The organism is Nonomuraea sp. NPDC049725 (assembly GCF_040674795.1).
Taxonomy (GTDB): domain Bacteria; phylum Actinomycetota; class Actinomycetes; order Streptosporangiales; family Streptosporangiaceae; genus Nonomuraea; species Nonomuraea ceibae.
Window position 1 is genome coordinate 15,189 of sequence record NZ_JBFANJ010000005.1, and the last position, 24,948, is coordinate 40,136.

General features: G+C 73.6%; 27 protein-coding genes and 1 tRNA gene. 14 read left to right on the top strand and 14 right to left on the bottom strand.

Annotated elements, in window-relative coordinates; translation table 11 throughout:
• Window positions 1-112: 112 nt before the first annotated feature.
• The gene (locus AB0J53_RS14265) at window positions 113-1,450 is read right to left on the bottom strand and encodes an SWIM zinc finger family protein (protein ID WP_364172025.1); all 1,338 of its coding nucleotides are present in this window, start codon (window positions 1,448-1,450) and stop codon (window positions 113-115) included.
• 84 nt (window positions 1,451-1,534) lie between these two features.
• Here AB0J53_RS14265 and AB0J53_RS14270 point away from each other — a divergent pair, with 84 nt between their 5' ends.
• Genes AB0J53_RS14270 through AB0J53_RS14280 form a run of 3 tightly spaced genes read left to right on the top strand, consistent with a single transcriptional unit; the run spans window position 1,535 to window position 5,697 of the window.
• Window positions 1,535-2,581: a C39 family peptidase gene (locus tag AB0J53_RS14270; protein ID WP_357590869.1), complete on the top strand. Its 1,047-nt coding sequence runs from the start codon at window positions 1,535-1,537 to the stop codon at window positions 2,579-2,581.
• A gap of 3 nt (window positions 2,582-2,584) precedes the next feature.
• Window positions 2,585-4,438, top strand: a complete 1,854-nt coding sequence (locus tag AB0J53_RS14275) for a prolyl oligopeptidase family serine peptidase (protein WP_364172028.1) — start codon at window positions 2,585-2,587, stop codon at window positions 4,436-4,438.
• A complete protein-coding gene (locus tag AB0J53_RS14280) occupies window positions 4,435-5,697 on the top strand; it encodes a M20/M25/M40 family metallo-hydrolase (protein ID WP_219517820.1) in 1,263 nt (420 codons plus the stop codon). The genes AB0J53_RS14275 and AB0J53_RS14280 overlap by 4 nt, the downstream gene beginning before the upstream one ends.
• Here AB0J53_RS14280 and AB0J53_RS14285 read toward each other — a convergent pair.
• The 6 genes from AB0J53_RS14285 to AB0J53_RS14310 are packed head-to-tail and all read right to left on the bottom strand — an operon-like array spanning window position 5,607 to window position 9,843.
• The gene (locus AB0J53_RS14285) at window positions 5,607-6,692 is read right to left on the bottom strand and encodes a hypothetical protein (protein ID WP_364172030.1); all 1,086 of its coding nucleotides are present in this window, start codon (window positions 6,690-6,692) and stop codon (window positions 5,607-5,609) included. The two genes, AB0J53_RS14280 and AB0J53_RS14285, sit on opposite strands and share 91 nt — an antisense overlap.
• Complete coding sequence (locus AB0J53_RS14290; RefSeq protein ID WP_364172032.1) at window positions 6,689-7,531, bottom strand: ABC transporter ATP-binding protein; 843 nt, start codon at window positions 7,529-7,531, stop codon at window positions 6,689-6,691. Before AB0J53_RS14290 ends, AB0J53_RS14285 begins: the two co-directional genes overlap by 4 nt.
• A complete protein-coding gene (locus tag AB0J53_RS14295) occupies window positions 7,528-7,920 on the bottom strand; it encodes a GntR family transcriptional regulator (protein WP_219517814.1) in 393 nt (130 codons plus the stop codon). Before AB0J53_RS14295 ends, AB0J53_RS14290 begins: the two co-directional genes overlap by 4 nt.
• Window positions 7,921-7,977: 57 nt before the next feature.
• The gene (locus tag AB0J53_RS14300) at window positions 7,978-8,700 is read right to left on the bottom strand and encodes a DUF427 domain-containing protein (RefSeq protein WP_364172035.1); all 723 of its coding nucleotides are present in this window, start codon (window positions 8,698-8,700) and stop codon (window positions 7,978-7,980) included.
• 49 nt (window positions 8,701-8,749) lie between these two features.
• Entirely contained in the window at window positions 8,750-9,337 is a 588-nt protein-coding gene (locus AB0J53_RS14305) for a hypothetical protein (protein ID WP_219517810.1), read from the bottom strand.
• 38 nt (window positions 9,338-9,375) lie between these two features.
• On the bottom strand, window positions 9,376-9,843 hold the full coding sequence (locus AB0J53_RS14310) for an adenylyltransferase/cytidyltransferase family protein (protein WP_219517809.1): 468 nt from the start codon (window positions 9,841-9,843) through the stop codon (window positions 9,376-9,378).
• Between the two features lie 205 nt (window positions 9,844-10,048).
• Between AB0J53_RS14310 and AB0J53_RS14315 the strand changes: the two genes are divergently transcribed.
• Entirely contained in the window at window positions 10,049-10,492 is a 444-nt protein-coding gene (locus AB0J53_RS14315) for an ATP-binding protein (RefSeq protein WP_364172038.1), read from the top strand.
• Between the two features lie 17 nt (window positions 10,493-10,509).
• Here AB0J53_RS14315 and AB0J53_RS14320 read toward each other — a convergent pair whose 3' ends face one another.
• Together AB0J53_RS14320 and AB0J53_RS14325 are read right to left on the bottom strand one after the other, a co-directional pair.
• On the bottom strand, window positions 10,510-11,295 hold the full coding sequence (locus AB0J53_RS14320) for a DUF899 family protein (RefSeq protein ID WP_364172040.1): 786 nt from the start codon (window positions 11,293-11,295) through the stop codon (window positions 10,510-10,512).
• 82 nt (window positions 11,296-11,377) lie between these two features.
• Window positions 11,378-12,349: a LuxR C-terminal-related transcriptional regulator gene (locus AB0J53_RS14325; RefSeq protein WP_364172042.1), complete on the bottom strand. Its 972-nt coding sequence runs from the start codon at window positions 12,347-12,349 to the stop codon at window positions 11,378-11,380.
• Window positions 12,350-12,533: 184 nt separating this feature from the next.
• On the opposite strand from AB0J53_RS14325, the gene thrS reads away from it, so the two are divergent.
• From thrS to AB0J53_RS14345, 4 genes are all read left to right on the top strand, one after another.
• On the top strand, window positions 12,534-13,721 hold the full coding sequence (thrS, locus tag AB0J53_RS14330; protein ID WP_364172044.1) for a threonine--tRNA ligase: 1,188 nt from the start codon (window positions 12,534-12,536) through the stop codon (window positions 13,719-13,721).
• Window positions 13,722-13,802: 81 nt separating this feature from the next.
• On the top strand, window positions 13,803-16,019 hold the full coding sequence (locus AB0J53_RS14335) for a TRAP transporter fused permease subunit (RefSeq protein ID WP_364172046.1): 2,217 nt from the start codon (window positions 13,803-13,805) through the stop codon (window positions 16,017-16,019).
• Window positions 16,016-16,945, top strand: coding sequence for a TAXI family TRAP transporter solute-binding subunit (locus AB0J53_RS14340; protein WP_364172048.1), 930 nt, complete (start codon window positions 16,016-16,018; stop codon window positions 16,943-16,945). The genes AB0J53_RS14335 and AB0J53_RS14340 overlap by 4 nt, the downstream gene beginning before the upstream one ends.
• Window positions 16,946-16,974: 29 nt before the next feature.
• Window positions 16,975-17,502 (top strand): DUF1850 domain-containing protein, encoded by a 528-nt coding sequence (locus tag AB0J53_RS14345; protein WP_219517803.1) that lies wholly within the window; start codon window positions 16,975-16,977, stop codon window positions 17,500-17,502.
• On the opposite strand, the gene AB0J53_RS14350 is transcribed toward AB0J53_RS14345, so the two are convergent.
• Complete coding sequence (locus AB0J53_RS14350; RefSeq protein WP_219517802.1) at window positions 17,397-18,365, bottom strand: magnesium transporter CorA family protein; 969 nt, start codon at window positions 18,363-18,365, stop codon at window positions 17,397-17,399. The genes AB0J53_RS14345 and AB0J53_RS14350 overlap by 106 nt on opposite strands.
• Complete coding sequence (locus tag AB0J53_RS14355; RefSeq protein WP_364172050.1) at window positions 18,366-19,073, bottom strand: DUF72 domain-containing protein; 708 nt, start codon at window positions 19,071-19,073, stop codon at window positions 18,366-18,368.
• Window positions 19,074-19,143: 70 nt separating this feature from the next.
• Here AB0J53_RS14355 and AB0J53_RS14360 point away from each other — a divergent pair, with 70 nt between their 5' ends.
• Window positions 19,144-20,457: a YibE/F family protein gene (locus AB0J53_RS14360; protein ID WP_364172052.1), complete on the top strand. Its 1,314-nt coding sequence runs from the start codon at window positions 19,144-19,146 to the stop codon at window positions 20,455-20,457.
• On the opposite strand, the gene AB0J53_RS14365 is transcribed toward AB0J53_RS14360, so the two are convergent.
• A complete protein-coding gene (locus AB0J53_RS14365; protein WP_364172054.1) occupies window positions 20,403-21,263 on the bottom strand; it encodes an NAD(+)/NADH kinase in 861 nt (286 codons plus the stop codon). The genes AB0J53_RS14360 and AB0J53_RS14365 overlap by 55 nt on opposite strands.
• 214 nt (window positions 21,264-21,477) lie before the next feature.
• On the opposite strand from AB0J53_RS14365, the gene AB0J53_RS14370 reads away from it, so the two are divergent.
• The 5 genes from AB0J53_RS14370 (at window position 21,478) to AB0J53_RS14390 (ending at window position 23,636) form a co-directional block, all read left to right on the top strand.
• A tRNA-Pro gene (locus AB0J53_RS14370) sits at window positions 21,478-21,551 on the top strand.
• Between the two features lie 64 nt (window positions 21,552-21,615).
• A complete protein-coding gene (locus tag AB0J53_RS14375) occupies window positions 21,616-22,041 on the top strand; it encodes a helix-turn-helix domain-containing protein (protein ID WP_364172056.1) in 426 nt (141 codons plus the stop codon).
• Window positions 22,042-22,109: 68 nt separating this feature from the next.
• On the top strand, window positions 22,110-22,655 hold the full coding sequence (locus AB0J53_RS14380) for a hypothetical protein (RefSeq protein ID WP_219519912.1): 546 nt from the start codon (window positions 22,110-22,112) through the stop codon (window positions 22,653-22,655).
• A gap of 6 nt (window positions 22,656-22,661) precedes the next feature.
• On the top strand, window positions 22,662-23,432 hold the full coding sequence (locus AB0J53_RS14385; RefSeq protein ID WP_364172058.1) for a hypothetical protein: 771 nt from the start codon (window positions 22,662-22,664) through the stop codon (window positions 23,430-23,432).
• A 6-nt stretch (window positions 23,433-23,438) separates the two neighbouring features.
• Window positions 23,439-23,636: a hypothetical protein gene (locus tag AB0J53_RS14390; RefSeq protein WP_219519906.1), complete on the top strand. Its 198-nt coding sequence runs from the start codon at window positions 23,439-23,441 to the stop codon at window positions 23,634-23,636.
• Between the two features lie 60 nt (window positions 23,637-23,696).
• Here the strand turns inward: AB0J53_RS14390 and AB0J53_RS14395 are convergent, their stop codons facing one another.
• A complete protein-coding gene (locus AB0J53_RS14395; RefSeq protein ID WP_308126270.1) occupies window positions 23,697-24,053 on the bottom strand; it encodes an ATP-binding protein in 357 nt (118 codons plus the stop codon).
• Between the two features lie 75 nt (window positions 24,054-24,128).
• On the bottom strand, window positions 24,129-24,902 hold the full coding sequence (locus AB0J53_RS14400; protein WP_219519899.1) for a SigB/SigF/SigG family RNA polymerase sigma factor: 774 nt from the start codon (window positions 24,900-24,902) through the stop codon (window positions 24,129-24,131).
• Between the last annotated feature and the right edge of the window lie 46 nt (window positions 24,903-24,948).

Below are 24,948 nucleotides of genomic sequence, written 5' to 3' on the forward strand. Positions count from 1 at the left end.
CGTCGGGAGCCCGGGTCCGCGAGCCGGGAGCCCGGGTCGGTGAACCAAGGGCCCGGGTCGGCGGGCCGGGAGCCCGGGTCGGTGGGCCAGGGGGTGGGGGGTGGGGTGGGGGTCATAGGAGGGCGTCCGCGGTGTGGCGGGAGGCGATGCGGGCGGCGAGGACGTGCTTGCAAGGGCCCCGGGAGCCGCGGTGGTCGAACCACCACTCGCACGTGCAGCTCCCGTCGGCGATGCCGACCTGGCGGGTGCCGCCGGACGTGGTGACGCGGGCGTGGTCGCCGTCGAGGGTGACGGCGCCCGCTTCGACGAGCGCCCGGGCGGCCGTGAGGCGCGGGTTGAGCTGCGCCACCTGGTCGCGGTCGTAGGGCAGCTCGCGGTGGAAGTGGCCCGCCTCGTACAGGTCGTAGCCGACGCGCCCCGCGGTGCCGAGCTGGGTGAGCGCGGCGCGTACGCGGGCGGCGGGGAGCCCGGAGCGGTCGGCGAGCAGGCCGATCTCGACGGCGGGCTCGAAGTTGAGCAGCATCCCGATCACGTCGGCGTCGCCGGCGGCCTCGTCGGTGGCGAGGTCGTCGAGGACGGCGCCTTCGCCGGAGAAGCCGCGCCAGGGCTGGGGCGAGACGGCGAGCGTGTAGCGCATGCCGGGCAGTTCGAGCTCCCAGGCGCTGGCCTGGTGGCCGGCGTCGGCGCCGGCGGGCGGGCCGTAGACGCGCAGGGCCTTGGCGAAGCGCAGCAGCGGCATGAGGGTGGCGACGCGGCCGGCGCCGGACAGGCAGACGGAGCCGCGGCCGGGCCCGGCGGCCAGGCGCAGGTCGCCGCCGGCGGGGACGGCCCACACGGTGGCGGACGCCTTGCGCGGCAGGGAGCGCAGGAAGCGGACGGCCTGCGGCCCCTTGAGCTCGGCGCGCAGGTCGAAGCCGGCGGCGATCACCTGGACCTCGGCGAAGCCGCGCAGCCACCGGCTGGGCAGCGGCACCTTCTTCTCGACGACGGCGCCGTCGAGGGTGGTGACGGTGAGCTCGTCGGGGCCGACGCCGAGGTGGAGGGGGTCGCGTCCGCCGACGCGGGCGAGCGATTCGCGCAGCGGCCCGTTGACGTCGACGTTGGTGGTGCCCCGGTCGAGCACGTCGCCGTCGAGGGCGAGCACGTCGAGGCGGGCGTAGACGCCGCCGCAGGCGGAGAACGACTCGAATCTGAGCCGGTAGCCGTCGCAGGTCACCACCGGGTCGCGGGTCCAGCCGGGGCGGGGCTGGTGGTAGCGGGCCATGGCCACGTCGGCGACGGCCAGCAGGCCGGCGGCTGCGGGGGCGGCCTGGGTGAGGAGCCCGCTGAAGAACCGGGGATGGGTCTGGGGGCCCGACAGGGCCGTGCCGCCGGAGGTGGACAGGCCGAGCCGGCCGTCGGCGAGCACGGAGGGCCCGGCGTAGGAGTACGCCTGCACCGCTTGAGTCATGGCCCGGACGATAGTGATCACCACCGACACAATCGGGTCCGGTACGTAAAACCTCCGATGCGCGGGGCGGGAGAGGGTTCCACAATGAGCCTGGTGCTCACCGTCGACCTGGCCCGTGTCTGTTTCGCCCGCTTCTCCGTGCCGGCGGGCCAGGCGTCGTGGACCAGTGCCGAGCACCCGATCGGCTTCGCGGCGACGCAGCTCGTGGCCTCGTGGACGGCGCGGACGCCGCCGGGCTCGTGGATCGAGGTGGAGCTTCAGGCGACGACGGCGGCGGGTTCGCGGACCAGGTGGTACGTGATGGGCCGCTGGTCGGAGCACGGCGAGCCGCGCACGTCGGTCCCGGGGCAGGGGGACGAGGACGGGGACGTGGCGGTCGACACGTTCGTGGCGCGGCGGCCGGTGACGGCGTTCCGGGTGCGGGTGACGGCGCACGGCGCGGGGGCGCGCGTGCACGGGCTGGGCGTGATGGCCTCGGCGCTGCCGGCCCGGCCCGCGCCGAGCGCGCCGGGGCCGGGCGGGGCGTTCCATCTGGTGGTGCCGGCGCATTCGCAGCACGAGCACGCCGGGCATCACCCGCAGTGGGACGGCGGCGGCGCGAACTGGTGCGGCCCGGCGGCGGTGGCCATGGTGCTCGCCTACTGGGGCCGTGGCCCGGCGGCTGACGAGCTGGGCTGGGTGGGCGCGGGCGACCCGTGCCCGGCGGTGGACCACGCGGCGCGCGGCGCCTACGACACCAGCTACCAGGGCACCGGCAACTGGCCGTTCAACGTGGCGTACGCGGGCACGTACGGGCTGGCCGGGCTCGTGACGAGGCTGCGGTCGGCGGCGGAACTGGAAGTGCTGGTGCGCGCCGGGATCCCGGTGATCACGTCGCAGTCGTTCAAGGAGCACGAGCTGCCGGGCTCCGGCTATTCCACGGGCGGGCACATCATGGTCGTCACGGGGTTCACGGCCGCGGGCGACGTCATGGTCAACGATCCGGCCGCGCCGGGCGACGCGCAGGTGCGCCGGGTCTATCCGCGTGCCGCGTTCGAGCGGGTGTGGCTGCGGAGCTCCGGCAGCGGCGGGATCGCGTACGTGCTGCACCCACCCGAGATGTCCTTGCCCCCGTCAAATGGCAATTGGTGAAATATGAGTATTCGACCGATCGATGTGGCCCGGACCGACGGCGGCCCCCAGTGGGTTGAGGCGGTGGCCACGCCGGAAGGCGTCGAGGTGTGGTGGGACGAGCCGCGCCCGCACGAGGGCGGCCGGCGTTGCGTGGTGCGGCGCCTGCCGGGCGGCGAGCGGGTGGACGCCCTGCCGGACGGCTGGAACGCGCGCAACCGGGTGATCGAGTACGGCGGCCGTTCGTGGCGCCCGCTGCCCGGTGGCGGCCTGGTGTTCACGAACTGGGCCGACCAGCGCGTCTACCGGATCGGCGGCGGTGACCCGGTGGCGCTGACGCCGGCGGGCCCGGCCCGTTACGCCGACCTCTACCTGCCGCCGGGCCGCGACGAGGTGTGGGCGGTGCGGGAGAGCGCGGACGTGCGCGACCTGGTGGCGATCCCGCTGGACGGCGGGCCGCTGACGGTGATCGCCGAGGCGCAGCGTTTCCTGATGAATCCGCGTTTGTCGCCCGACGGGCGGCATGTCGCCTGGATCGGCTGGGACCATCCGGCGATGCCGTGGGACGGCACCGAGTTGTGCGTGGCGCCGCTCGGCCCCGGCGGGCAGGCGGGGCCGTACGAGGTGGTCGCGGGCGGGCCGGACGAGTCGGTGGTGCAGGCCGAGTGGCGCGACGACGACACGCTGTACGCGATCACCGACCCGACGGGCTGGTGGAACGTGCACCTGATCGGCAGGGACGGCACGCGGATCCGCAACCTGACGCCGGTCGAGGCGGAATTCGGCCACGCGGCGTGGAAGCCGGGCTCGGGCTGCCTGGCGGTGGCCGGTGACCGGCTGGCGGTCGTGTACGGCACGCCGGACCGGCGCAGGCTGGCCGTGCTGGACCCGGGCGGCGGCGAGCTGCGCGACATCGGCGGGGAGGCCACCTACTGGGCCTCGACGGTGTCGGCGGCCGGGGGCAAGGTCGCGGCGGTGTCGGCGACCCCGTACACGCCTCTGGAGGTGATGCTCGTCGACCTCGACGGCGGCGGGCACGAGGTGGTGTCGGCGCCCAAGGAGCTGCCGGAGCGGGACCTGCTGCCGGTGCCGGAGGCGGTGACGGTCGAGGGCGTGCACGCGCACCTGTATCCGCCGGCGGGGACGCGCGGCCCGGCCCCGTACGTGATCTTCGTGCACGGCGGGCCGACCGGCAACCACCCGGTGATGCTGGACCTGGAGATCGCCTACTTCACCAGCCGGGGGCTGGGCGTGGCGGTGGTCAACTACGGCGGCTCCACCGGCTACGGCCGCGCCTACCGCGAGCGGCTGCGGCACCAGTGGGGCGTGGTCGACGTGCAGGACTGCGCCAAGGTGGCGCGCGGGCTGGTGGAGCTGGGCCGGGCCGACGCGGCGCGGATCGCGATCCGGGGCGGCAGCGCGGGCGGCTGGACGACGGTGGCGGCGCTGGTGCACAGCGACGTGTTCGCGGGCGGCGTCGCCCATTACGCGATCACCGACCCGGAGAGCTGGGCGGCCGAGACGCACGACTTCGAGTCGCGCTACCTCGACGGCCTGATCGGCCCGCTGCCGGAGACGCGGCAGCGCTACAGCGAGCGCTCGCCGCTGCTGCACGCGCACCGGGCGTCGGGGCCGTGCCTGATGCTGCACGGGCTGGAGGACGCGATCGTGGACGTCGGTCAGGCCGAGCGGTTCGTCGCGGAGCTGGACAGGAACGGCAAAGAGTGGGCCCTGCTCACCTTCGAGGGCGAGCAGCACGGCTGGCGCAGGGAAGAGACGATCGTGGCGGTGCTGGAGGCCGAGCTGGCCTTCTACGGACTGATCTTCGGGTTCGAGACGCCCGAGGTGGCGCCGCTGAAGCTGGAGGGCAGGAAGTGAAGAGCGTCGCCGAGATCTGCTCGGACCTGATCAGGTTCGACACCACCAATCCGGGCTCCGGGGAGCGGCCGGCCGCCGAGTACGTGGCCACGCTGCTGGCCGACGCCGGGCTGGAGCCGGAGGTGTTCGAGTCCGCGCCGCGCCGCACCACGGTGGTGGCGCGGATGGCGGGCGACTCCCCGGACGCGCTGCTGGTGCACGGGCACCTGGACGTGGTCCCGGCCGACCCGGCCGAGTGGCGGATGCACCCGTTCTCGGGCGAGATCGTCGACGGGTGCGTCTACGGCAGGGGCGCGGTCGACATGAAGGGCTCGTGCGCGATGACCCTGTCGGCGGTGCTGGGCATGCGGGCACTGGGCGTGCGGCCCCGGCGGGACGTGGTGCTGGCGTTCCTGGCCGACGAGGAGGCGACCGGCGACTTCGGCTCGCGGCACGCGGTGACCGAGCACCGGGAGCTGTTCGACGGGGTCACGCAGGCGATCAGCGAGTCGGGCGGGTTCAGCGTCGACTCCGGCGGCCACCGCGTCTACCCGGTGGCGGTGGGCGAGCGCGGCACCGCGTGGATGAAGCTCACCGCGCACGGCGTGGCCGGGCACGGCTCCCGGCCCGCGGTGGACAACCCGGTCGCGACGCTGGTGCACGCGCTGTCGCGCATCGCCTCCTACCAGTGGCCGGTACGGGTCACGCCGTCGGTCGCGGCGCTGCTCGACAGCCTGTCGGAGATCACCGGGCAGCCGATCGACCTGGACCGGCTGGACGCCGAGGCGCGGCGGCTCGGCTCGCTCGGCAAGCTGTTCGAGGGGCAGATCCGTAACTCGGCCAACCCGACGATGCTGGAGGCCGGCTACAAGGTGAACGTGGTGCCCTCGACCGCCGAGGCGCACGTGGACGGCCGCTACCTGCCGGGGCTGCAGGAGGAGTTCCTGGCGACGATCGACGAGCTGCTCGGGCCGAAGATCACCCGGGAGTTCGTCAACCTGGAGGACGCCCCGGCCGCGCCGTACCCGTCGTCGTTCTTCGACGAGCTGGCCGCCAGCCTCGTGGCCGAGGACCCGCTGGCCAGGCCCGTGCCGTACGTGATGAGCGGCGGCACGGACGCCAAGTCGTTCGCCAGGATCGGGATCGAGGGGTACGGGTTCGCGCCGCTCATGCTGCGGCCGGATCTGGACTACTTCGGAATGTTCCACGGCAAGGACGAGCGGGTGCCGGTGGAGGGACTGGAGTTCGGCGTCCGGGTGCTGACGCGGCTGCTGTCGTGAGCTCCCGGTAGCCGGGTGCCGCCCGCCGTGCGGCGCAGCGTGATCCGCACGGCCAGGCCGCCCAGGACGGCCGACGCCAGGAGCAGGATTCCCGCCTCGGTCCACTGGAAGCGCCAGAACATCGACGGCGGGTGGTAGGTCACCGCGTAGCGGTAACCCGCGTCGAACAGGCACTTGTGCCACGCGTCGGTGTTGCGGCTGGCGCGCCCGGCGTCCAGCCGCCGCTCGCAGGCCGCGGGCGTGTCCGCCGTGCCGACCTCGCGCCCGGCCGGGTCCACCCAGGTGCCGCCGCCGACGAGCCGGGCGTCGGGGTCGCCGAGCACCACGCTGCCGGTCAGCTCGGTGCGCTGCGGGGTGGCGTAATGGTCGCTGAGCGCGAACAGCGCGAACATGGTCGCCGCCACCCCGGCCACGACCAGCGCCATCGCCGGGAGCGTCCGCCTGAGCACCGCCCCGGCCAGCGTCCCCAGCGCGAACGCGTACAGCCACCAGGCGGCCGGGGCCACCCCGGTCATGTTGAAGATCCCGATGTTGCCGAACCCGGAGTCGATCCCCTCCCGGAACACCGGCCGCCACAGGCTGACCATCAGCGACAGCAGCAGCCCGCCGGCCACCACCGCGCCGCCGAGCACGGCCAGCTTGACCGCCAGCCACCGCCGCACCGGCACCCGCTGGGTCCAGGCCAGCAGGTGGGTGCCGCGCTCGTACTCCCTGCCGAGCAGCGGCGCCCCCCAGAACGCGCCGATCAGCGCGGGCAGCACGAGCGGCATCCAGCCGAACACCGAGTAGACCGTGTCGTAGCGCTCCCCGAGGCCGACGGCCGCCTCCAGCGACCCGCAGAACGCGGTGCCCCCGGGGCAGCCGCCGGGCACGTGCGCGGCCACGAACGACCGCGCTTCGAGGGCGGAGCCGAGCAGCAGCAGGCCGAGCGCGGCCAGGAAACCGGCAGTGACGAGGATCTGCGCCCGGTGCTGGCGCCAGGTGACCCAGATCATCCGGCCACCTCCGCGGGCGCGGGCAGCGCCGCCGACGCGGGGCTGCGCAGGTAGCCCATGACGAGCTCGTCCAGGCCCGGCCGCCGGGCGTTCCAGCGCGGGTCGGGCGGCGGCCCGCCGCGCACGAGCAGGCTCACCTGCCTGCCGGTGCGGCTCTCCCCGACGACGTCGCACCCGGCGGCGGAGGCGCCGGCCGGGCCGGTCAGCACGCTGTGCCCGCCGAGCAGGTCCTCGATGTCGCCGCTGACCTGGAGCCGCCCGCCGTTGAGCACGACCAGCCAGTCGCAGGTGTCCTCCAGGTCGGAGACGACGTGCGAGGACAGCAGCACGGTCAGCCCGCGCTCGGCCACCTCGGCCATGATCGAGCGCATCACGTCGTGCCGGGCGACCGGGTCGAGGTTGGCCAGCGGCTCGTCCAGCACCAGCAGGTCGGGCAGCCGGGCCAGTGCGAGGGTCAGCGCGACCTGTGCCCGCTGCCCGCCGGACAGCCGGCCGACCCTGCCGCCGAGCGGGATGCCGAGCCGGTCCAGCCGTCTCCTGGCCGCCTCCTCGTCCCAGCGGTCGTTGGTGCGGCGGCCGAAGCGCAGCGTCTCCGCGACCGTGAACGTCTCGTACAGCGGCTTGTCCTGGGCCACGAACGCGGCCTGCCCGTACACGGTGACGCCGCCCCGGGCGGGGGCGAGCAGGCCGACGGCGGCGTGCATGAGCGTGGTCTTGCCGGCGCCGTTGGGGCCGACCAGCGCGGCCACGCGCCCGGCCGGGACCGCCAGCGAGCAGTCGCGCAGCACCCAGGAGCGGCGGCGGCGCACGGCCAGCCCGGTGACCTCCAGCGCGTTCACGCGACGCCCTCACGCGCGGAGCCGGCCAGCACCGCGCCGAACAGCGCCCGCAGGTCCTCCTCGTCCAGCCCGGCGGCGCGGGCCTGGCGCACCCATTCCTCCAGCCCGCGCCGCAGCCGGTGGTGGTCGGCCAGCGTCGGCCCGGCGATCCCCTGCTCGACGAACGTGCCCAGTCCCGGCCGGCCCGCCACCAGGCCCTCGCGCTCCAGCTCCCGGTACGCCTTGAGCACGGTGTTGGGGTTGATGGCCAGGCTCTCGACGACCTCGCGCGCGGTGGGCAGCTGGTCGCCGGGCCGCAGCGTGCCGAGCCGCAGCGCCTGTTTGACCTGGTGGACGAGCTGGAGGTAGGTCGCCACCCCCGATCCCCGGTCGAGCTGGAACTCGATCACGAAACCACCCTTTCACTATTCGGATAGTGAAAGGGTGGTGGATCGGGATGGCGGCTGTCAACCGGCCCTGTCCTCCAGCACGCCGTCGACGTAGACGTCGAGCTTCTCGTTGTAGAAGGCGATCAGGCCCGCGACGCGCTCGCTCTCCGGCAGCGGCGTGCGGTAGGACCAGGCCAGGTCCTCGTGGCCGTTGACCGACCAGTATTCGGCCGTGCCCTTGTACGGGCAGCGCGTGACCGTGGCGGTGGGCTCCAGCAGGTCGAGCCGGACGTCGGTCTTCGGCAGGTAGTAGCGGGGCCGCAGGCCGGTCTCGAACAGGACCCGGGCGTTGCGCGAGTCGGCCACCGTCACCCCGTCGACCTCCACCCGCACGTGCCGCGAGCTGGGCAGGATGTCGACGCGCGTGTACGGGTCGCGCGCGTGCACGTACACCTCCTCGTCCTCCTCGAACCAGGCGTCCATCGCGTCCCAGTCGAAGCGGACGTGACCCCGTACCGGCTCCAGGGGCGCGTCGTCGCCGTAGACGAGCGCCTCGCCGCCGCCCGGGGCGAGCGTGTGGACGGCGGCCTCGCCCCGGCTCGGCGAGCGGCGGGTCTCGCCCGTGGGCTTGAGCGCGTCCCGCTCGACGTCCTCCAGCGGGAAGTAGTAGGTCGGGTAGTGCGGGCTCTCCCACACCATCAGGGCGCGGGTGGTGTCGGCGACCGCGCGGCCGCCCAGATAGGTCCTGACTCGCTTGGCCGTGCGCTCGACGCGCACCCGGCCCCGGCTCGTGGCGTCCATGCCCGCCGCAACCGCGCGGCAGGCTCCCCTATTCCGGTGTTCCGCGCCGCTATCCGATGCCGAACGCCGCCAGCGTGCCCCACGTGACGAGCGTCCCGACGAGCGCCCCGGCGGCCACCTGGGCCCACGTGTGGTGCGTCAGCCGCACCCGGGCCCAGCACACCAGCGCCACCACCGCCGCCCCCGCCGCCAGCGTCGGCGCCGCGGGCAGCACGTGGGCCAGCACCACCACCGTGCCCGCCGACACCGCCGCGTGGAAGGAGATCTTCCAGCGCAGCGTCACCGGGATCGTCACGGCCAGCGCGGCCAGCATGGCCGTCACCGTCGCCACCAGCAGCGTCGGCGCGCCGAGCACCCCCAGCAGCAGCAGCGCGAACAGCACCGCGCCGACGGCGGCCAGCAGCGGGCCGGTGCGGCGGGCCCGGTCGACGATGTGGTGGGAGTCGAGCCGCCCCGAGCGCACGCCCACGGCGATCACCGCGGCGGGCACGCCGCCGCACAGCACGGAGGCCACCAGCCCCCACACCGCCCCCGCCCAGCCCTCCGCGATGAGCCCCACGGCGGGCGGCATGGCGATCACCAGCACCTGCGGCGCCAGCAGGTCCGTCACCCTCCGCGCCAGGAGATCGGCCGTCATGTGACGGAAGATTACGCGATCATGGGAGCGGGGCCGCGTCAGCCCTTGCCCGCGGCGTTGACGATGCGCGTCGTCGACCGGTCGGGGATGGCCTCCAGCTCCCAGCACTCGGCGCCGAGCAGCGCCGCCGCCGCGCACCGGCCGCCCGCGTGCGGGTCGCCCGCGGTGTGCGCGAGCGCGCCGGGCCGCATCGGGGTGAGCAGGTCGATGTAGTCCTCGGGCCCGTGCGCCTCCGGCGGCCCCGTCACGATGAACACCCCCGTCACGAACCGCAGCGCCGCCAGCAGCTCGGCGCGCTCGGCCGCCGGGTTGAACGGCCGCGAGGGGCCCTTCCACGCGCGCACCCGCGGGTCGTCCTCCACGCCGACGACGAGCGGCAGCCCGCGCGCGGCCACCGCGCCCAGGTAGCGCACGTGGCCCACGTGCAGGATGTCGAAGACTCCGGTCACGACCGCTGCCCCCGGGTGGTCGTACCGCTGCACCCAGACGGCCTCCAGGCTGCTCACGCAGGCACTCCTCCTAGTCGACTCGTCGATCGCAGCGTACTAGGCGCTCGCGCCTCGTGACCTGCCGGGGACGCGCTACCCCGCCTCCCCCGCGCGACATCGGGCCTGGTGCCGCGCGGGCAAGGGCTTTCGCACCTTTTCGCGACCATCCTCCGCCCCGGCGTGGCGCGTCTCATGACGTCGCCGCAATCAGGGGGGTTCCACCGTGGCCACGCCGGACTCGCAACACGATCTCGCGCTCCGCTTCCCGGGGGTGCCGTCGCAGGTCGCGGGGGCGCGCGGCCTGGTGACGGCCGTGCTTGGCCGCGATCACCCGCTGCACGACGACTGCGCGCTGCTGACCAGCGAGCTGGCCACCAACGCGATCCTGCACTCGCGCTCGGGCGACGGCGGCTCGTTCACGGTGGCGGTGCGGGTCTCCGGGGACCTGGTGCGCGTGTGGGTGGAGGACGGCGGCTCGGAGGCGCCGCCGTGCGTGTGCCGGGCCGACCCGTACGCGACGGGCGGGCGGGGGCTGCCGCTACTGGAGGCGCTCAGCCACCGCTGGGGCTTCACCCGGCACGACGGCGCCACCCGCGTGTGGTTCGAGCTGCTGCTGGTGACCGTGCCCGCCGGGTGGAGCGCCCGGAGCCGTACCGGAACCGGCTGAGCCCCGGGCCGCCCGCGTCAGTGGTGGGAGCCCTCGCGGCCGAGGGTCTTCTCGGGCGTGGCGCCGGGGCGGGTCCACTGCGGCACCGGGCGGCTGTCCGGCCCCCAGGTGGCGGCGCCGTCCACGTCGGAGCGCCAGTACCAGCACGGGTGACGACCCTCGGGGCGGCCCTCCGGGTTGTCCTCCCACGCCTCGCCGCGCCCGTACGGCGTCATGTCGAGCAGCCCGAAGCAGCCGTTGGCCGGCTCGTTGCCCCGGCCGGTCGTGGAGTAGGTCAGGAACACCCGCTCGCCCTCGCGCAGGAAGCAGGAGAGGGCGGCCATGCCGCCGCCGAGCGGCTCGTCCAGGCCGCGCACCGAGTACCACGGCTGGGTGTAGCCCATGAACGCGGTGAAGGCGGCCACCTCGTCCCAGCGGCCCGGGGTCAGCACGGCGAACGAGACGCCCCGCGTGCCGAGGTAGCCGACGGAGTCCTTCAGATGCCAGGCCATCGTGGTGCAGCCCTCGCACTGCCCCTGGTGCGGCGCGCCGTCGTACCACATGTGCTTGTAGACCACGAGCTCCTCGCGCCCCTGGAACAGGTCCAGGAACGGCACCGGCCCGTCGGCCCCGACGACCTCGGCCGTCCCGTCGAACTCCACCATCGGCAGCCGGCGGCGCGCCGCCGCGATGGCGTCGCCCTCACGGGTGTGGGCCTTCTCCCGGACCAGCAGCTCGTCCCTGGCCGCCTGCCAGGTCGCCAGGTCGACGACGGGCGGGCGGCCGGGCAGCGCCCCGGCCGGGTCGCTCGGCGTGGTCGTCATCATGTCCTCCGTGGTGTCTCGTGCCGGACGGCGACGGTCGCCGTCCTGATCAGCGGACTTCCCCGAAAACAACGAGCGGTGTTCAGACGTCCAGCCGGCACAGGCCCTCGGCCAGCGCCTTGGTGCTGAGCCGGGTGCGGCTGTCGCAGCCCAGCTTGGCGAAGATGTGCTCCAGGTGCGTGGTGACCGTGCGGACGCTGAGCACCAGCGCGGCGGCGATCTGCGGGTTGGAGTCACCGGCCGCGACCCGGGTGAGCACGTCCACCTCGCGCCCGGTCAGCTCATACGGCAGCGCGCAGGGCCGTTCGGCCACCACAGCGCCCTGCAGCCCGCCCTGGAAGCCGACCCCGGCCCGCAGCAGCCGCATCTCGTGCCAGCGGCCCTGCCCGTCGAGCCAGAGGCCGTGCCGGTTGAGCTCGCGCGAGTCGATGAACGCCCGCGCGTAGGCGGCGATCGCCGGGTCGTCCCACAGCTCCGGCGAGGTCTCCAGGCCGGGCACGCCGCGCCGGACGCCGAGCCGGTCGAACGCCACCGCCCGGAACCCGCCCGGCAGCCCCACCGGGTCGATCACGCACCGGGTCAGGTCGGTGACGTGCGCCAGCATGGGGCTCACCGCGCCGACCAGCGCGGCGGTCAGCTCGGGGAAGGCGTCGCGGGTGGCCAGGTGCAGCAGCCCGGTGTAGCGGCCCCCGGTCAGGAACAGCGGCGCCGTCAGCCCGGCCCGCCAGCCGTACGGGGCCAGGTGGCGGCGGAAGTAGCGCTCGGTGCCCGGCTCGGGCATCGCGACCGGCGCCCGGGTGGCCATCGCCCTGCGGTACGCCTCCAGCGCCGCGTACTCCTCGGCCGCGTCGCCGTCGATGCGCCGGTGGCCGTCGGAGACGACGCTGTGGTGGCGGCCGGTGGCGGGGTCGAAGGCGACGAACTCGTAGGCGTCCAGCGGCACGACCTCGCGCAGCGCCGCCATCGCGCCGTGCGCTCCGCTCCCCCCGGCGACCTGGTAGCCGACCTCGGCGAACGCCCGCAACTGGCGCACGGGCAGGGTGATCTCGGCCACGGTTCTTTATATCATTTGCCGTTTTTTGCACGGCCTTGGCGAGGCCACCGGTGTTAGGGTGCCCGTATGCAGCGCGCTTCCGTCACGACGACGCCGGACCCCGTCCCGGCGCGCTGACTTCTGTCTCCCGGGCGAATGCCCGGGATCGGATCGGTCGTTCGCCCTTTCACCGCAAAGGACGATCATGAACGACCACCGCAAACTCGGCCGCGAGCTGGGCGTCTTCGACACCGACCCGCTGATCGGCTCCGGGCTGCCGTTCCTGCTGCCCGCCGGGGCCGCCGTGCGCAAGGCCGTCGAGGACTACGTGCACGAGCTCGAACGCCGCAACGGCTACCAGCACGTCCACTCGCCCGTGCTCGGCAAACGCGAGCTGTACGAGCGGTCCGGGCACTGGGCGCACTACGCCGAGGACATGTTCCCGCCGATGCGCGTCGGCGGCGAGGAGTACGTGCTGCGGCCCAGCCTGTGCCCGCACCACGCGCTCGTCTACCGCTCCCGCCAGCGCAGCCACCGCGACCTGCCGCTGCGCCTGGCCGAGCTCGGCGGCATGTACCGCTCGGAGCTGTCGGGCGTGCTCGGCGGCCTCACCCGGGTGCGCGCCATCCAGCTCAACGACGGGCACGTGTTCTGCCGCCCCGAGCAGGCGGCCGGCGAGGTGTCGGCGGCGCTCGACCTGATCGAGGCCGCGCACGCCCAGCTCGGCATCCGGGCCGCCCGCTACCGGCTGTCGCTGCGCGGCGACGGCGCCAAGTTCGTCGACGACCCGGAGCTGTGGGCGCGCTCGGAGGCCGTGCTGCGCGAGGTGCTCCAGCGGCGCGGGCGCCCGTACGACGAGGAACGCGGCGAGGGTGCCTTCTACGGGCCGAAGATCGACATCCAGATCGCCGACCCGGCGGGCCGCGAGTCCACCCTGTCCACCGTGCAGGTCGACTACTTCCAGCCGGAGCGCTTCGAGCTGTCCTACGCCGGCGGCGGGCGTCCCGTCATGGTGCACCGCAGCGTCGTCGGCGGCCTGGAACGGCTGCTCGCCCACCTGGTCGAGGTGCACGCCGGCGCGTTCCCCGCCTGGCTCGCGCCCGTGCAGGCCGTCGTCCTGCCGCTGTCGGACGCCGAGCAGCCCGCCGCCGAGGCCCTGGTACGGCGGGCCGTCGCCGAAGGGCTGCGGGCCGAGCTGGCCCCCGCGGCCAAGGGCAGCCTCGGCGCCCGCATCCGGGCCCACCGGCTGGTGCCGTACCAGCTCGTGGTGGGCCCGCGTGAGGCGGCGAGCGGGGCGGCGTCGGTGCGGCTGCGGGACGGCAGCCAGGCGGGCGCGGTGCCGCTCGCCGAATTGGCCGCTCGGGCCAGGCCACGGTTTTCAGGCGGACAATAATCCCATAAAGGTAACGGAGTCTTCCCACGGCCTGTAAACCCCTCGTAAATTGCCCCCAGTGCCGTGTCGGGAGGAATCGTTGTGACCGAGCTGAGCGACCGAGAGGCCGACCTGGTTTCGGCGCACGAACAAGAACGGCCCGCCCGGCGGCTCGGCGGAATCCTGCGGCTCGCCGTGTGGATCGTCGGAGCCCTGCTGTCGGCCTACTCGATCGCGGTGGTCTTCTGGCCGGTCGAGGCGTTGCAGCATCGGATGACGTTCCTGGCGGTGGCGCTGCCGCTGGTGTTCCTGGCCTACCGCTCCGGGCTGGGACCCGCGCTCCACCGCCTGCGCCGCCGCCGGCCGTCGCCGTCCCCGGACGGGGCGGTGGCGCCGACGCTCCCGGAGTTCCCCGCGCCCGACGACGCCACCGTGGAGGTCCCCACCGCCGCCCCCGCCGTCGCCCCCACCGTCGAGCTGCCCGCCGCCGCCTCGGGCGCGGCCGCCACCGTGGAGACGGTCACCCCCACGGAGACGCTCCCCGCGGCGACGGCGGCCGCACCGGACGAGCCGGCGTCCGGCGGGGGCGCGGGATCGGAAGCGGACACGGGATCGGAGGCGGGCTCGAAGGCGGGCCCGGAGTGGCCGACCGTCGGCGACTGGGTGCTGGCCGTGCTGTCGGTGGCGGTGCTGGTCTATCCGCTGGCCGACATCGACGCCTTCCGGGACCGCGGGTCCGGGGCGGCGCTGACCGGGCTGGACGTGGTGGCGGGGCTGGCGCTGACCGGGCTGCTGCTGGAGGCGGTACGGCGGACCGTCGGCTGGGCCCTGGCCGCCATATGCGCATTTTTCCTGGCTTATGCCTATTTCGGGGTGTATTTGCCCATTGACTGGACCATCGGTCACCGCGGATTCGACCTGGCCCAGATCGTCTCCCAGCTCTACACGGGCACCGAAGGCTTTTTCGGCGTCCCTTTGCAGGTCGCCGCCAGCTACATCATCCTTTTCACCGTCTACGGCGCCGTCCTCGACTTCTCCGGCGCCAGCAAGTTCTTCATCGACCTGAGCTTCGCCGCCTTCCGCAAATCGCGCGCCGCCCCCGGCCGGACGGTCACCACGGCGGGCTTCCTGCTCGGCACCGTGTCGGGCTCGGGCGTGGCCACGACCGTGAGCCTCGGCAGCGTCGCCTGGCCGGTGCTGCGCCGGGCCGGCTACCCGAGGGAGCCCGCGGCCGGGATCCTGGCGGCGAGCGGCATCGGCGCGATCCTGTCGCCGCCGACGCTGGGCGCGGCGGCGTTCATCATCGCCGAGCGCCTCAACGTCGGCTACCTGGAGGTGCTGATCTACGCGACGGTCCCGACGATCCTGTACTACCTGGGGATCTTCCTGGCCATCGAGATCGACTCGCGCCGGTTCGGGACCCGCGCGGTGCCGGTGGACGCGCCGCCCGTCGGCAGGCTGCTGCTGCGCTTCGGCTACCACTTCAGCTCGCTGCTGATCATCGTGGTGCTGATGGCGCTGGACTACTCGGCCTTCCTGTCGGTGGTGATCGCCACGGTGGTGGCGTTCGGGCTGTCGTTCCTGGACCCGGCGCACCGGATGGGCCCGCGGCGGGTCTGGCACGCGCTGGCCAAGGGCACGCTGGAGGTGCTGCCGGTCACGGCGGTGTGCGCGGCGGCGGGCATCATCGTGGGCGTCATCACCCAGACCGGGCTCGGACTCAACCTGAGCAAGATCATCGTGGACTTCGCCGCGGGCAGCCTGGTGCTCACCACGCTGCTGGCGGCCGGGGCGGTCATGCTGCTCGGCCTGGCCGTGCCGGTGACCGCGAGCTTCATCATCGCCGCGGTCATCATCAGCCCGGCGCTCATGACGCTGGGCGTGACCGAGCCCGAGGCGTACATGTTCGTCTTCTACTACGCGGTCCTGTCGGAGGTGAGCCCGCCGACGGCGCTGTCGGCGGTGGCGGCGTCGGCGATCACGGGCGGCAACACGTACCGGACGATGCTGCTGACCTGGCGCTACACGCTGCCGGCGTTCCTGGTGCCGTTCGCGTTCGTGCTGACGCCCAACGGGCAGGCGCTGCTCGGCCAGGGACCGATCGGCACGGTGCTGGCGATGACGGCGGTCTCGGCGGTCGCGGTGGCGGCGCTGGCGATGGCCACCGGCGGGCTGAGCGGCGTGCCCGAGCGGCTGCTGGCCGCCTGCGCCGCCGTGCTGCTGCTGTTCCTCGAACCCGTCCCGATCGCGGCCGGCCTGGCCGTCCTGGCGGTCGCGACTGCCGTACACCTCATCAGGAGAAGGAGAACCCCAGCGTGAAGCGGATCTTTGCGGTGCTCGCCGCGCTCGCCCTGATCGCGGGCTGCGGCGGTGCGGGGAACCGGCTGTCCGTCGCCACCGGCGGCACCACGGGCGTCTACTACGTCTACGGCGGCGGCCTGGCCGCGCAGCTGTCGAACAACATCGCCAACACCCAGGCCACCGCGTCCGTCACCTCGGCCTCGATCGAGAACATCAAGCTGCTGGCCACCGGCAAGGCCGACATCGGCTTCTCCCAGTCCGACACGGCGGCCGACGCGGTCGCGGGCACCGGCTCGTTCACCGGGAAGCAGCCGGTCAAGGCGCTGGCCCGGATCTACGACAACTACTCGCACGTGGTGGTGGCGCCCGGCGTCGCGGCGGAGAAGGTCGCCGACCTCAAGGGCAAGACGGTCTCGCTCGGCCCGCCGAACTCCGGCACCCAGGTCGTGGCCCGCCGCATGCTGGAGGCCGCGGGCCTGAACCCCGACAGCGACATCACCAAGCAGCAGCTGTCGATCAACGAGTCGGTTCAGGCGATCAAGGACGGCACCATCGACGCGTTCGTGTGGGTCGGCGGCCTGCCCACGGCCGGGGTGGTCGACCTGGCCACCACCAAGCCCGACATGAAGATGCTCGACACCAGCGACGTGCTGGCCGGGATGCAGGCCAAGTACGGCAAGCAGTACGTGGGGCTCGACATCGACATGAGCGTCTACAAGCTCCAGGGCAAGGTCACGACGGTCGGCATCGCCAACGTGCTGCTGGTGCCCGACGCGATGCCCGAACAGCTCGCCTACGACATCACCCGGACCCTGTTCGAGAAGAAGGCCGAGCTGGTCAAGGTGCACCCGGAGGCCGAGAAGCTCGACCGGGCGCTGGCCCAGCAGGTGGAGCCGGTCGCGCTGCACCCGGGCGCGGCCCGCTACTACAAGGAGAAGGGCTGAGCAGGGCGGCCCTCGCGCTCGCCGCGCTCGTGCTGGCGGCCGGCTCCGGCGACGGGGCCGGCCGCCCGGCGGTCAACGGGCTGCCGCTGCCCGCCTCCGGCGTGTTCGCGCTCGGCTACGTGCACAGCGTCTACCGGGCGCCGTCGGCCGAGGTGTTCACGGCCGAGGGCCGCCGGTTCACCATGCGGGCGGTCGTCTCGACCGGCGGCGGGGTGCTCGACTACTACGCACTGGAGGGCGAGCGTCGCCGCCTGCCGGGCGGCGGGTGGCTGCTGGTCCTGGCCGAGCCCGTCACGTACGAGGAGCTGCCGCTGCTGGCCACCCCGATCGGCCGGCGGACGCTGCTGGCCGGGGGCCGCTGCCTGCCGCTGCACCCGGAGCGGGGCGCGCGGGCGGTGCGCGTCGCGGTGGGCGCCGCCAGGGCCGGGCGGGGCGGCCCGTGCCCGCCGCCCTACAACCAGTCCCTCTTCTTGAACGCCGCGTACAGCGCCACCGAGGCCAGCGCCACCAGCAACAGCGACATCCAGAAGCCCCACGGCTGGCCCTCGCCCGGGTAGGGCACGTTCTGGCCGTAGAAGCCGGTGATCATGGTGGGGACGGCGATGATGGCGGCCCAGCCGGTCAGCCGCTTCATGATCTCGTTCAGCCGGAAGCCCTGCTGGGCCAGCCGCGTCTCACGCATGTTGGCCACCAGGTCGCGCAGCGACTCCACCCATTCGGCGGTGCGCAGCACGTGGTCGTAGACGTCCTCGTAGTAGGGGGCCATGCCGGTGCCGGCGATCAGCTCCTGGTCGCGGCGGAGCAGCGTGGAGACGATCTCCCGCATCGGCACCGCGATCTTGCGGAACCTGACGGTGGTCTTGCGCAGCTCGTACATCCTGCGCTGGAGCTCGCGGCCGTCGGCGAGCCGCTCCTCGAACAGCTCGTCCTCCAGGTCCTCGGCCTGCTGGTCGAGCTCCTGCACGAGCGCGAAGTGCCCGTCGACGACGGTGTCGAGCAGCCCGTGCAGCAGGAACGCCACGCCGTGGGAGGCCAGGTGGGCGGCCTTGTCCCAGCGCCTGACGACCTCGCCGATGTCGAAGGCGGCGCTCTGCCTGACCGTCACCAGCGCGTTCGGGGTGATGAACACGTCGATCTCGACCGGCGCGAACCGCCCGCCGTCGAAGTGCACCGCGTGCACGGTGATGAACAGGTGGTTGTCGTAGATGTCCAGCTTGGGGCGCTGGTACTCGTGGAGCACGTCCTCGACGGCCAGCTCGTGCAGCCCGAGCTCCTCGCCGATCGCCGCGACCTCCTCCTCCGTCGGCGCGCAGAGGTCGAACCAGACGACGTTGCCCCGGTCAGCCACGTGGTCGGAGACCTCCGCGATGGGGAAGCCCTCCTTCACCAGACGGCCGTTCCTGTACAGACGGGTGCGCATTCAAAGGAGTCTGGCAAACCGCGCGGCGTTCCGCACCGCCGCGCCGCCCGGATCGTTGTTGAAGTAGACGTACGCGTCCCGCCAGCCGGACTCGCGGACCCGCCTGGCCCACGTCTTCAGGGACGTGTCGCCGTACGCGAAACCGGCCCGCCCCTCGTGCAGCCGCACGTAGCCCCAGCCGGCGGTGTCCCAGAACGGGTTGCGCGGGCGGCCGAGCCGGTCGGCCCAGCACAGCGCCGCCCCGCGCGCCTCCAGGACGGCGCGCGTCTCGTCCGTCCACCAGGACGGGTGCCGGAACTCCACCGCCACCCGCGTCCCGGCCGGGAAGCAGCGCAGGCACCGGTCCAGGCGGCCGAGGTCGGCCCGGAGCGTGGGCGGGAGCTGCAGCAGGATCGGCCCGAGCTTGCCGCCGAGCCCGGCGACGGCCGCCATCAGCCGGGCGACCGGCTCCTCCGGCTCGGCCAGCCGCCGGATGTGGGTGAGGAACCGGCTGGCCTTGACCGCCATCACGAAACCGTCCGGGGTCCGCTCGCGCCAGGCGGCGAACGTGCGCGGCGGCGGCAGCCGGTAGAAGGCGTTGTTGCTCTCGACGGTGGCGAACTCGGCCGCGTACGTCTCCAGCCACAGCCGCTGCGGGACGCCCTCGGGGTAGAGCACGCCGCGCCAGTCGCGATACTGCCATCCGGAGGTGCCCACCAACGTGCCCATGCACACGGGCTACCCCACCCGCGCGGGTGCAGTACTGTCGCACTTCGGAGTCCTGAGGAGGCCTTGGGGGATGGGCGCTGACCACGCGCACGGCACACGGGTGCGCACGTCGCGGCGGGCCGTCGTGGCGACCCTGGCGGTGCTGGTGCCACTGGCTCTGGCCACGCTCGCGGCGCTGGTGTGGCTGTGGCCCGAGGGGCGGCAGGAGGCGGCCCAGCAGCACGCGGGCTTCGAGCGGCTCACCGGCACGGTCACCGCCGTCGTGCTGGAGCCGTGCCCGGAGGACGCGCCCGAGGCACCCCGGCCCGACCCGGCGACCTGCGGCAAGGCGAGCGTGATGCTCGACGACGGCAAGACCGTGACGATGGCGCTGCCGAGCGCGCCGGGCTCGCAGCGGTTCGCGGCGGGCGACGCGGTCGTGCTGCTGCACCACGCCGAGGCGGAGCCCGGCACGCCCGCCTACCAGCTGTCCGACCACGACAGGACGAGCCCGCTGTGGCTGCTGGGCGTGGCGTTCACGCTGGCGGTCATCGCCTTCGGCCGGTGGCGCGGGCTGACGGCGCTGGCCGGGCTGGGCATCACGTTCGTGCTGCTGCTGACGTTCGTGATCCCGGGCATCCTGGAGGGCAAGCCGCCCATGCTGGTGGCCATCGCGGGCGCGGCGGCCATCATGCTGACGGTCCTCTACCTGACCCACGGCTTCACCGCCGCCACGTCGATGGCGGTGCTCGGCACGCTGGCCAGCCTCACCCTGACCGGCGTGCTGTCCTACCTGGTGATCGGGTTCGCCAGGCTCAACGGCGTCACCGACGACAGCGCGTTCACGCTGGGCATGAGCCTGTCGATCGACACGCAGGGGCTGCTGCTGGCCAGCATCATCATCGGCGCGCTCGGCGTGCTCGACGACGTGACCGTCACCCAGGCCGTCACCGTCGCGGAGCTGGCCGCCGCCAACCCCTCCTACGGCTTCCGCCGCCTCTACCGGGCGGGCAGCCGGGTGGGGCGGGCGCACATCGCCTCCGTCATCAACACGATCATCCTGGCGTACGCGGGCGCGTCGCTGCCGTTGCTGCTGCTGTTCAGCGTCGGCGAGCAGCCGCTCGGCGAGGTGCTGACGACGCCCGTCATCACGCAGGAGATCGCCCGCAGCGTGGTCGGCACGCTCGGCCTGATCGCCGCCGTGCCGATCACCACGGCGCTGGCCGCGCTGGTCTCCAGCCGCCGCGACCCGCACGAGCACGACGAGCCGCCCGGCGACCCGCACGACCACCCGCCCGCGCCCGGCCACGCGCCGCCGCCCTCACGGGCACGGCACCGCCGGGCGGCGGATCAGAGCGCCTCCGCGCTCCCGCCGACGCGCAGCTTGCGCCGGGCGCGCTCGTAGAAGGTGGTGCCGAGCCGCACCACCTTGGCCGCGCCGGGCACCGCCGACACCGTGACGCCGTCACCCGGGCACAGGTGGCCCACCACCGCGCCGTCGAGCTCGACGGCCAGCCGCCCGCTGGAGGGCAGCACCTCCAGCGTGACCTCCTCGTCGGCGGGCAGCACGAGCGCCCGGTTGAACGCCGAGTGCGCCGCCGCCGGCACCACCAGCACGGCCTCCACCCGGGGCGAGACCACCGGCCCGCCGGCCGAGAAGCTGTAGGCGGTCGAGCCGGTGGAGGTCGCCACGATCACCGCGTCGGCGGTGTAGCTGACGAACGGGTGACCCGACGGCTTGACCGTGACCGCCGCCAGCCCCTCCCCCGGGATGCGGGCCAGCGCGATGTCGTTGAACGCGGTCAGCTCCGGCTCCCCCGCCAGCCGGGTGCGGATCGCCATGCGCGGCTCGACCGAGTAGTGGTGGCCGTCGATGGCCGACAGCGTCGCGGCCAGCTCGGCCACGTCGATCTCGGCCAGGAAGCCCAGCCGCCCCAGGTTCACCCCCAGCACCGGGGTGTCCCGCCCGGCGATGAGCCGCATGGTGCGCAGCATCGTGCCGTCGCCGCCGAGGCTCACCAGCAGGTCGGACCGCCCGGCCAGCGTCGCCGCGTCGACCGCGACCGCGCTGCAGTCGATCCGCCCCACCTCGTCGGGCAGCCCGAGCACGGTGGCGTCACGCGCGCCCGCCCAGCGCAGGATGGTGTCGATCGCCTGCTTGGAGTCGCGCCTGGGGTGCAGCACCAGCCCGACCGTCCCGACCATGCCCATGGGGCAAGCCTAGAGCCCGGCCTCCGGCCGCCCGCGGCGAGGCACCCGAGGGCGGCGGGGCCGTCACCGGATCGGGCCGCGTACGGGGGAATCCGTGCGGTTCGCCCCCGGGCGGGCCCGGTAAAGGTGGCGCTGAGAGGTGCGCCGCCCGTGGTAGTGTTTTCCCCGCAAGGCCACGCAGGACCGGCACAAAAGGTTCAGCTCAGCGGCCTGGCGGGACGTAGCGCAGCTTGGTAGCGCACCTGACTGGGGGTCAGGGGGTCGCAGGTTCAAATCCTGTCGTCCCGACGCATTTCTCACCCGATCATCGCCTGGCGATGATCGGGTGATTCCATGTCCGGGGAGGTGCCGGGTGGGGCGCAGGCCGACGATCGACCGGGCGGAGCTGGCCAGGCTCGTCGCCGAAGGGCTGAGCGTGCAGGAGCTGGCCGCCCGCTTCGGGGTGAGCGAGTCCGGGGTGCTCCAGGCCAAACGGGCCGCCGGGCTGGCCAAGCCGATGCTCGACCACAGCGCCGCGCTGCCGTGGAAGCTGGCCCGCGCGCACGCCCAGTCGGGCCCCGCCACCAACCTGCGCAACCTGTCGGCCGCCGCGCAGGGCAGGCCGCCGGCGGCCGAACGGCTCAACACGGCGCTGCGCTGGGCGCGCAGGCTCGTCGACGCCGGGCTGGACGTGACCTACGACCCGGCCGCCGGGTTCGCGGAGACCCCGGCCGCCCCTGAGGGCTCACACGTCGCATCGGTGCTGGCAGCGGCCCTGGAGGGCCTCGAAGAGCGCTGACATACGGGTTTCGCGAGCCCGTTCGAGGGCAGTCGCCGGTCCCCGACAAAAGACCGGAGGCGAACATCATGTCCACCTGGATCTGGGTGGCCGTCGTCGTGCTCGCGGTCGTGGCGCTCGCCGCGGTGGCCTATGTCGCGCTGCAGCAGCAGCGCCGGGGCCGGCTCCGCGAGCGCTTCGGCCCCGAATACGAGCGCATGATGGCCGAGCACGACAACAAACGGGACGTCGAGCAGGAGCTGCTCGCCCGTGAGCAGCGGCACGCCGAGCTCGACATCCGGCCGCTGCCGGAGGAGTCCCGCGAGACCTACGCGACGCGCTGGACGGAGGTCCAGGAGCGCTTCGTCGACGCCCCCGGCTTCGCCGTGACGGAGGCTGACCAGCTCGTCACCGCCGTCATGGCCGAGCGCGGCTACCCGACGGAGAACTTCGAGCAGCGGCTGTCCGATCTGTCGGTCGGGCACGCGGCGACGCTCGACCACTACCGCAAGGCGCACGAGATCAGCGGGCGGGCGGCCCGCAAGGAGGCGTCCACCGAGGAGCTGCGGCAGGCGATGGTGCACTACCGCTCGCTCTTCGAGGAGCTGCTTCACGAGACATCCCGAGGACGGTGACGACAGATGAACCGCGATGAGCTGAAGGTGCCGTCGCAGCGGGCCGACCGGCCCGGCGACGACCGCTCCCCCACGGATCACGAGACCCACGACCGCGACACGCACGACCGTGACCCTCTCGGCCACGACCCGCTCGACCGGGACGCCGATGGCCGCGCGGACCAGGGGGCGGACGTGCTCGCCGACGAGCCGTACCGCGACCCGTACGCCAGGACCGGCGAGGACATGATCGCCGACCCGGATCCGGCGCATCGGCCGGAGGACGTCCACGTGGCCGGGCCCGTCCCCGAGACGGAGCCCGCCCGCCGGACGCCCGACCGGCCCGAGCACGAGACGCCCGCGCACAGCACACCCGGACACCAGACGCCCGGGCACGAGACGCCCGATCACGACCGGCCCGGGCACGAGCGGGTGCCGGGCCACGAGGGGACGCCCGAGCCGGTGCCCGCGACCGCGGTGGCCGGCGAGCCGCCCGCGCACGCGGCCCCGCAGGAGCGGGCCCTGTTCGACCAGGACCCCGCCGAGGTGCAGGCGCGCTGGCGCGACCTGCAGACGGCGTTCGTCGACGACCCCGGAGAGGCGGTCCAGCGGGCCGACGGGCTGGTCGGCGAGGTCGTCGAGACGCTGACGAGCACGCTCAACGCCCGCACCGGCGAGCTGCGCGAGCGCTGGAAGGGCGCCGGCGACGGCGACACCGAACAGCTCCGGCTGGCGCTGCGCGAGTACCGCGGCATGCTGGAGCAGCTGCTCGCCCTGACCGGCTCCGGATCGAGGTGAGGTGACATGCTCGCCATCGTCGCGGCCATCGTCTTCGGCCTCGGATTCCTGCTCGACCTGCTGAACGCCCGCATCGCCGCGGGCATCTCCGGCACCACGTTCATGCTGCTCGGACTGACGCTGCTGGCGCTGCACCAGGCCGGCATCGGCACCGCGAGCATCAAGAGCTACGGCGGCTGGCGCGGCGGACGCACCCGCCGGTGACCTGCGCGCACACCGCGCCCGGCGTGCTCGAAGGCGAGCACGCCGGGCGCGCCGGACGCGTCAGTTCTTGCCCGGGAAGCGCATGATGACCGTGCTTCCCCCGCTCCCGATCCGCAGCGTGAGATCGCTGGACAGCAGCCGGGCCACCCACAGCCCCATGCCGCCCACCGCGCCGGGCATCGGGCCGGGCTTCCACGAGCCGTCGTCGTGCACCTCGACGACCAGGTCGCCGCTGTCGGGCCAGGCACGCACGTGCGCGTGGTCGTCGCCGTGGGTCACCGCGTTGGTGGCGACCTCGTTCACGGCGATGACCACGTCGTTGACGGCCTCGTCGGGCATGCCGAAGCCACGGGCCTCGGACTCGGCGAACTCCCGGACCCGCGGCAGGTCCGCGAGCCGGAACGGCAGCTTGCGCACGGGCGCACCGGGTGGCGGGCCCGTGGAGCCCGCCCGAGGATCTGTGTCCTCCGTCATCACCCGGTGACCGCCTTCTCAACCGACCAGCAGCTCTGCGCGGAGCTGGTCGAGTACCTTACGCAGAATCCTGGACACGTGCATCTGCGATATGCCGAACTCCGCCGCGATCTCGGCCTGCGTCATGTTGCCGAAGAACCGCAGCAGGAGGATGTGCTTCTCCCGCGAGGGGAGCGCGTCGATGAGCGGTTTGACGGCCTCCCGGTCGACCATCGTGCTCAGCGTGTCGTCGTCCTCGGGGATGACGTCCCCGAGCGAGGCGGCGTCGTCGTCGGTGCCCAGCGGCGCGTCCAGCGACAGCGTGCTGTAGGCGGCGGAGGCGTCGAGCGTGAGCAGCACGTCCTCCTCCGAGATGTTCATCTTCGCCGCCAGCTCGGCCACGGTCGGCGAGCGGCCGAGGTCCTGGCTGAGGTCGGCGACGAGCCGGTTCAGCTCGGAACGGCGCTCCTGGTAGAGGCGCGGCACCCGGATGGCCCAGGTGCGGTCGCGGAAGTGGCGCTTGACCTCACCGGTCATGGTCACCACCGCGTAGCCCCTGAAGGCGTGGCCGAGGGTCGGGTCGAAACCGTTGACCGCCTTCATGAGGCCAACGTACGCGGCCTGGAGCAGGTCCTCCAGCGGTTCGCCCCGATAACGGTAGCGCCGGGCGATTTCCATGGCGAGCGGCCGGTGCATCTCCACGATGCGCTCGCGCAGCCGTTCCCGCAGACCGTCGGGGGTGTCTTCGCGGACCATCTCGGCCAGGAGTTCTTCCGCGGTCATGTCTTCGAGGACGAGGTCCTGCACAGCCATGGCTGCTCCTCATATGGGTTGCAGGCGCCCTCCGCAACGGGAAAAA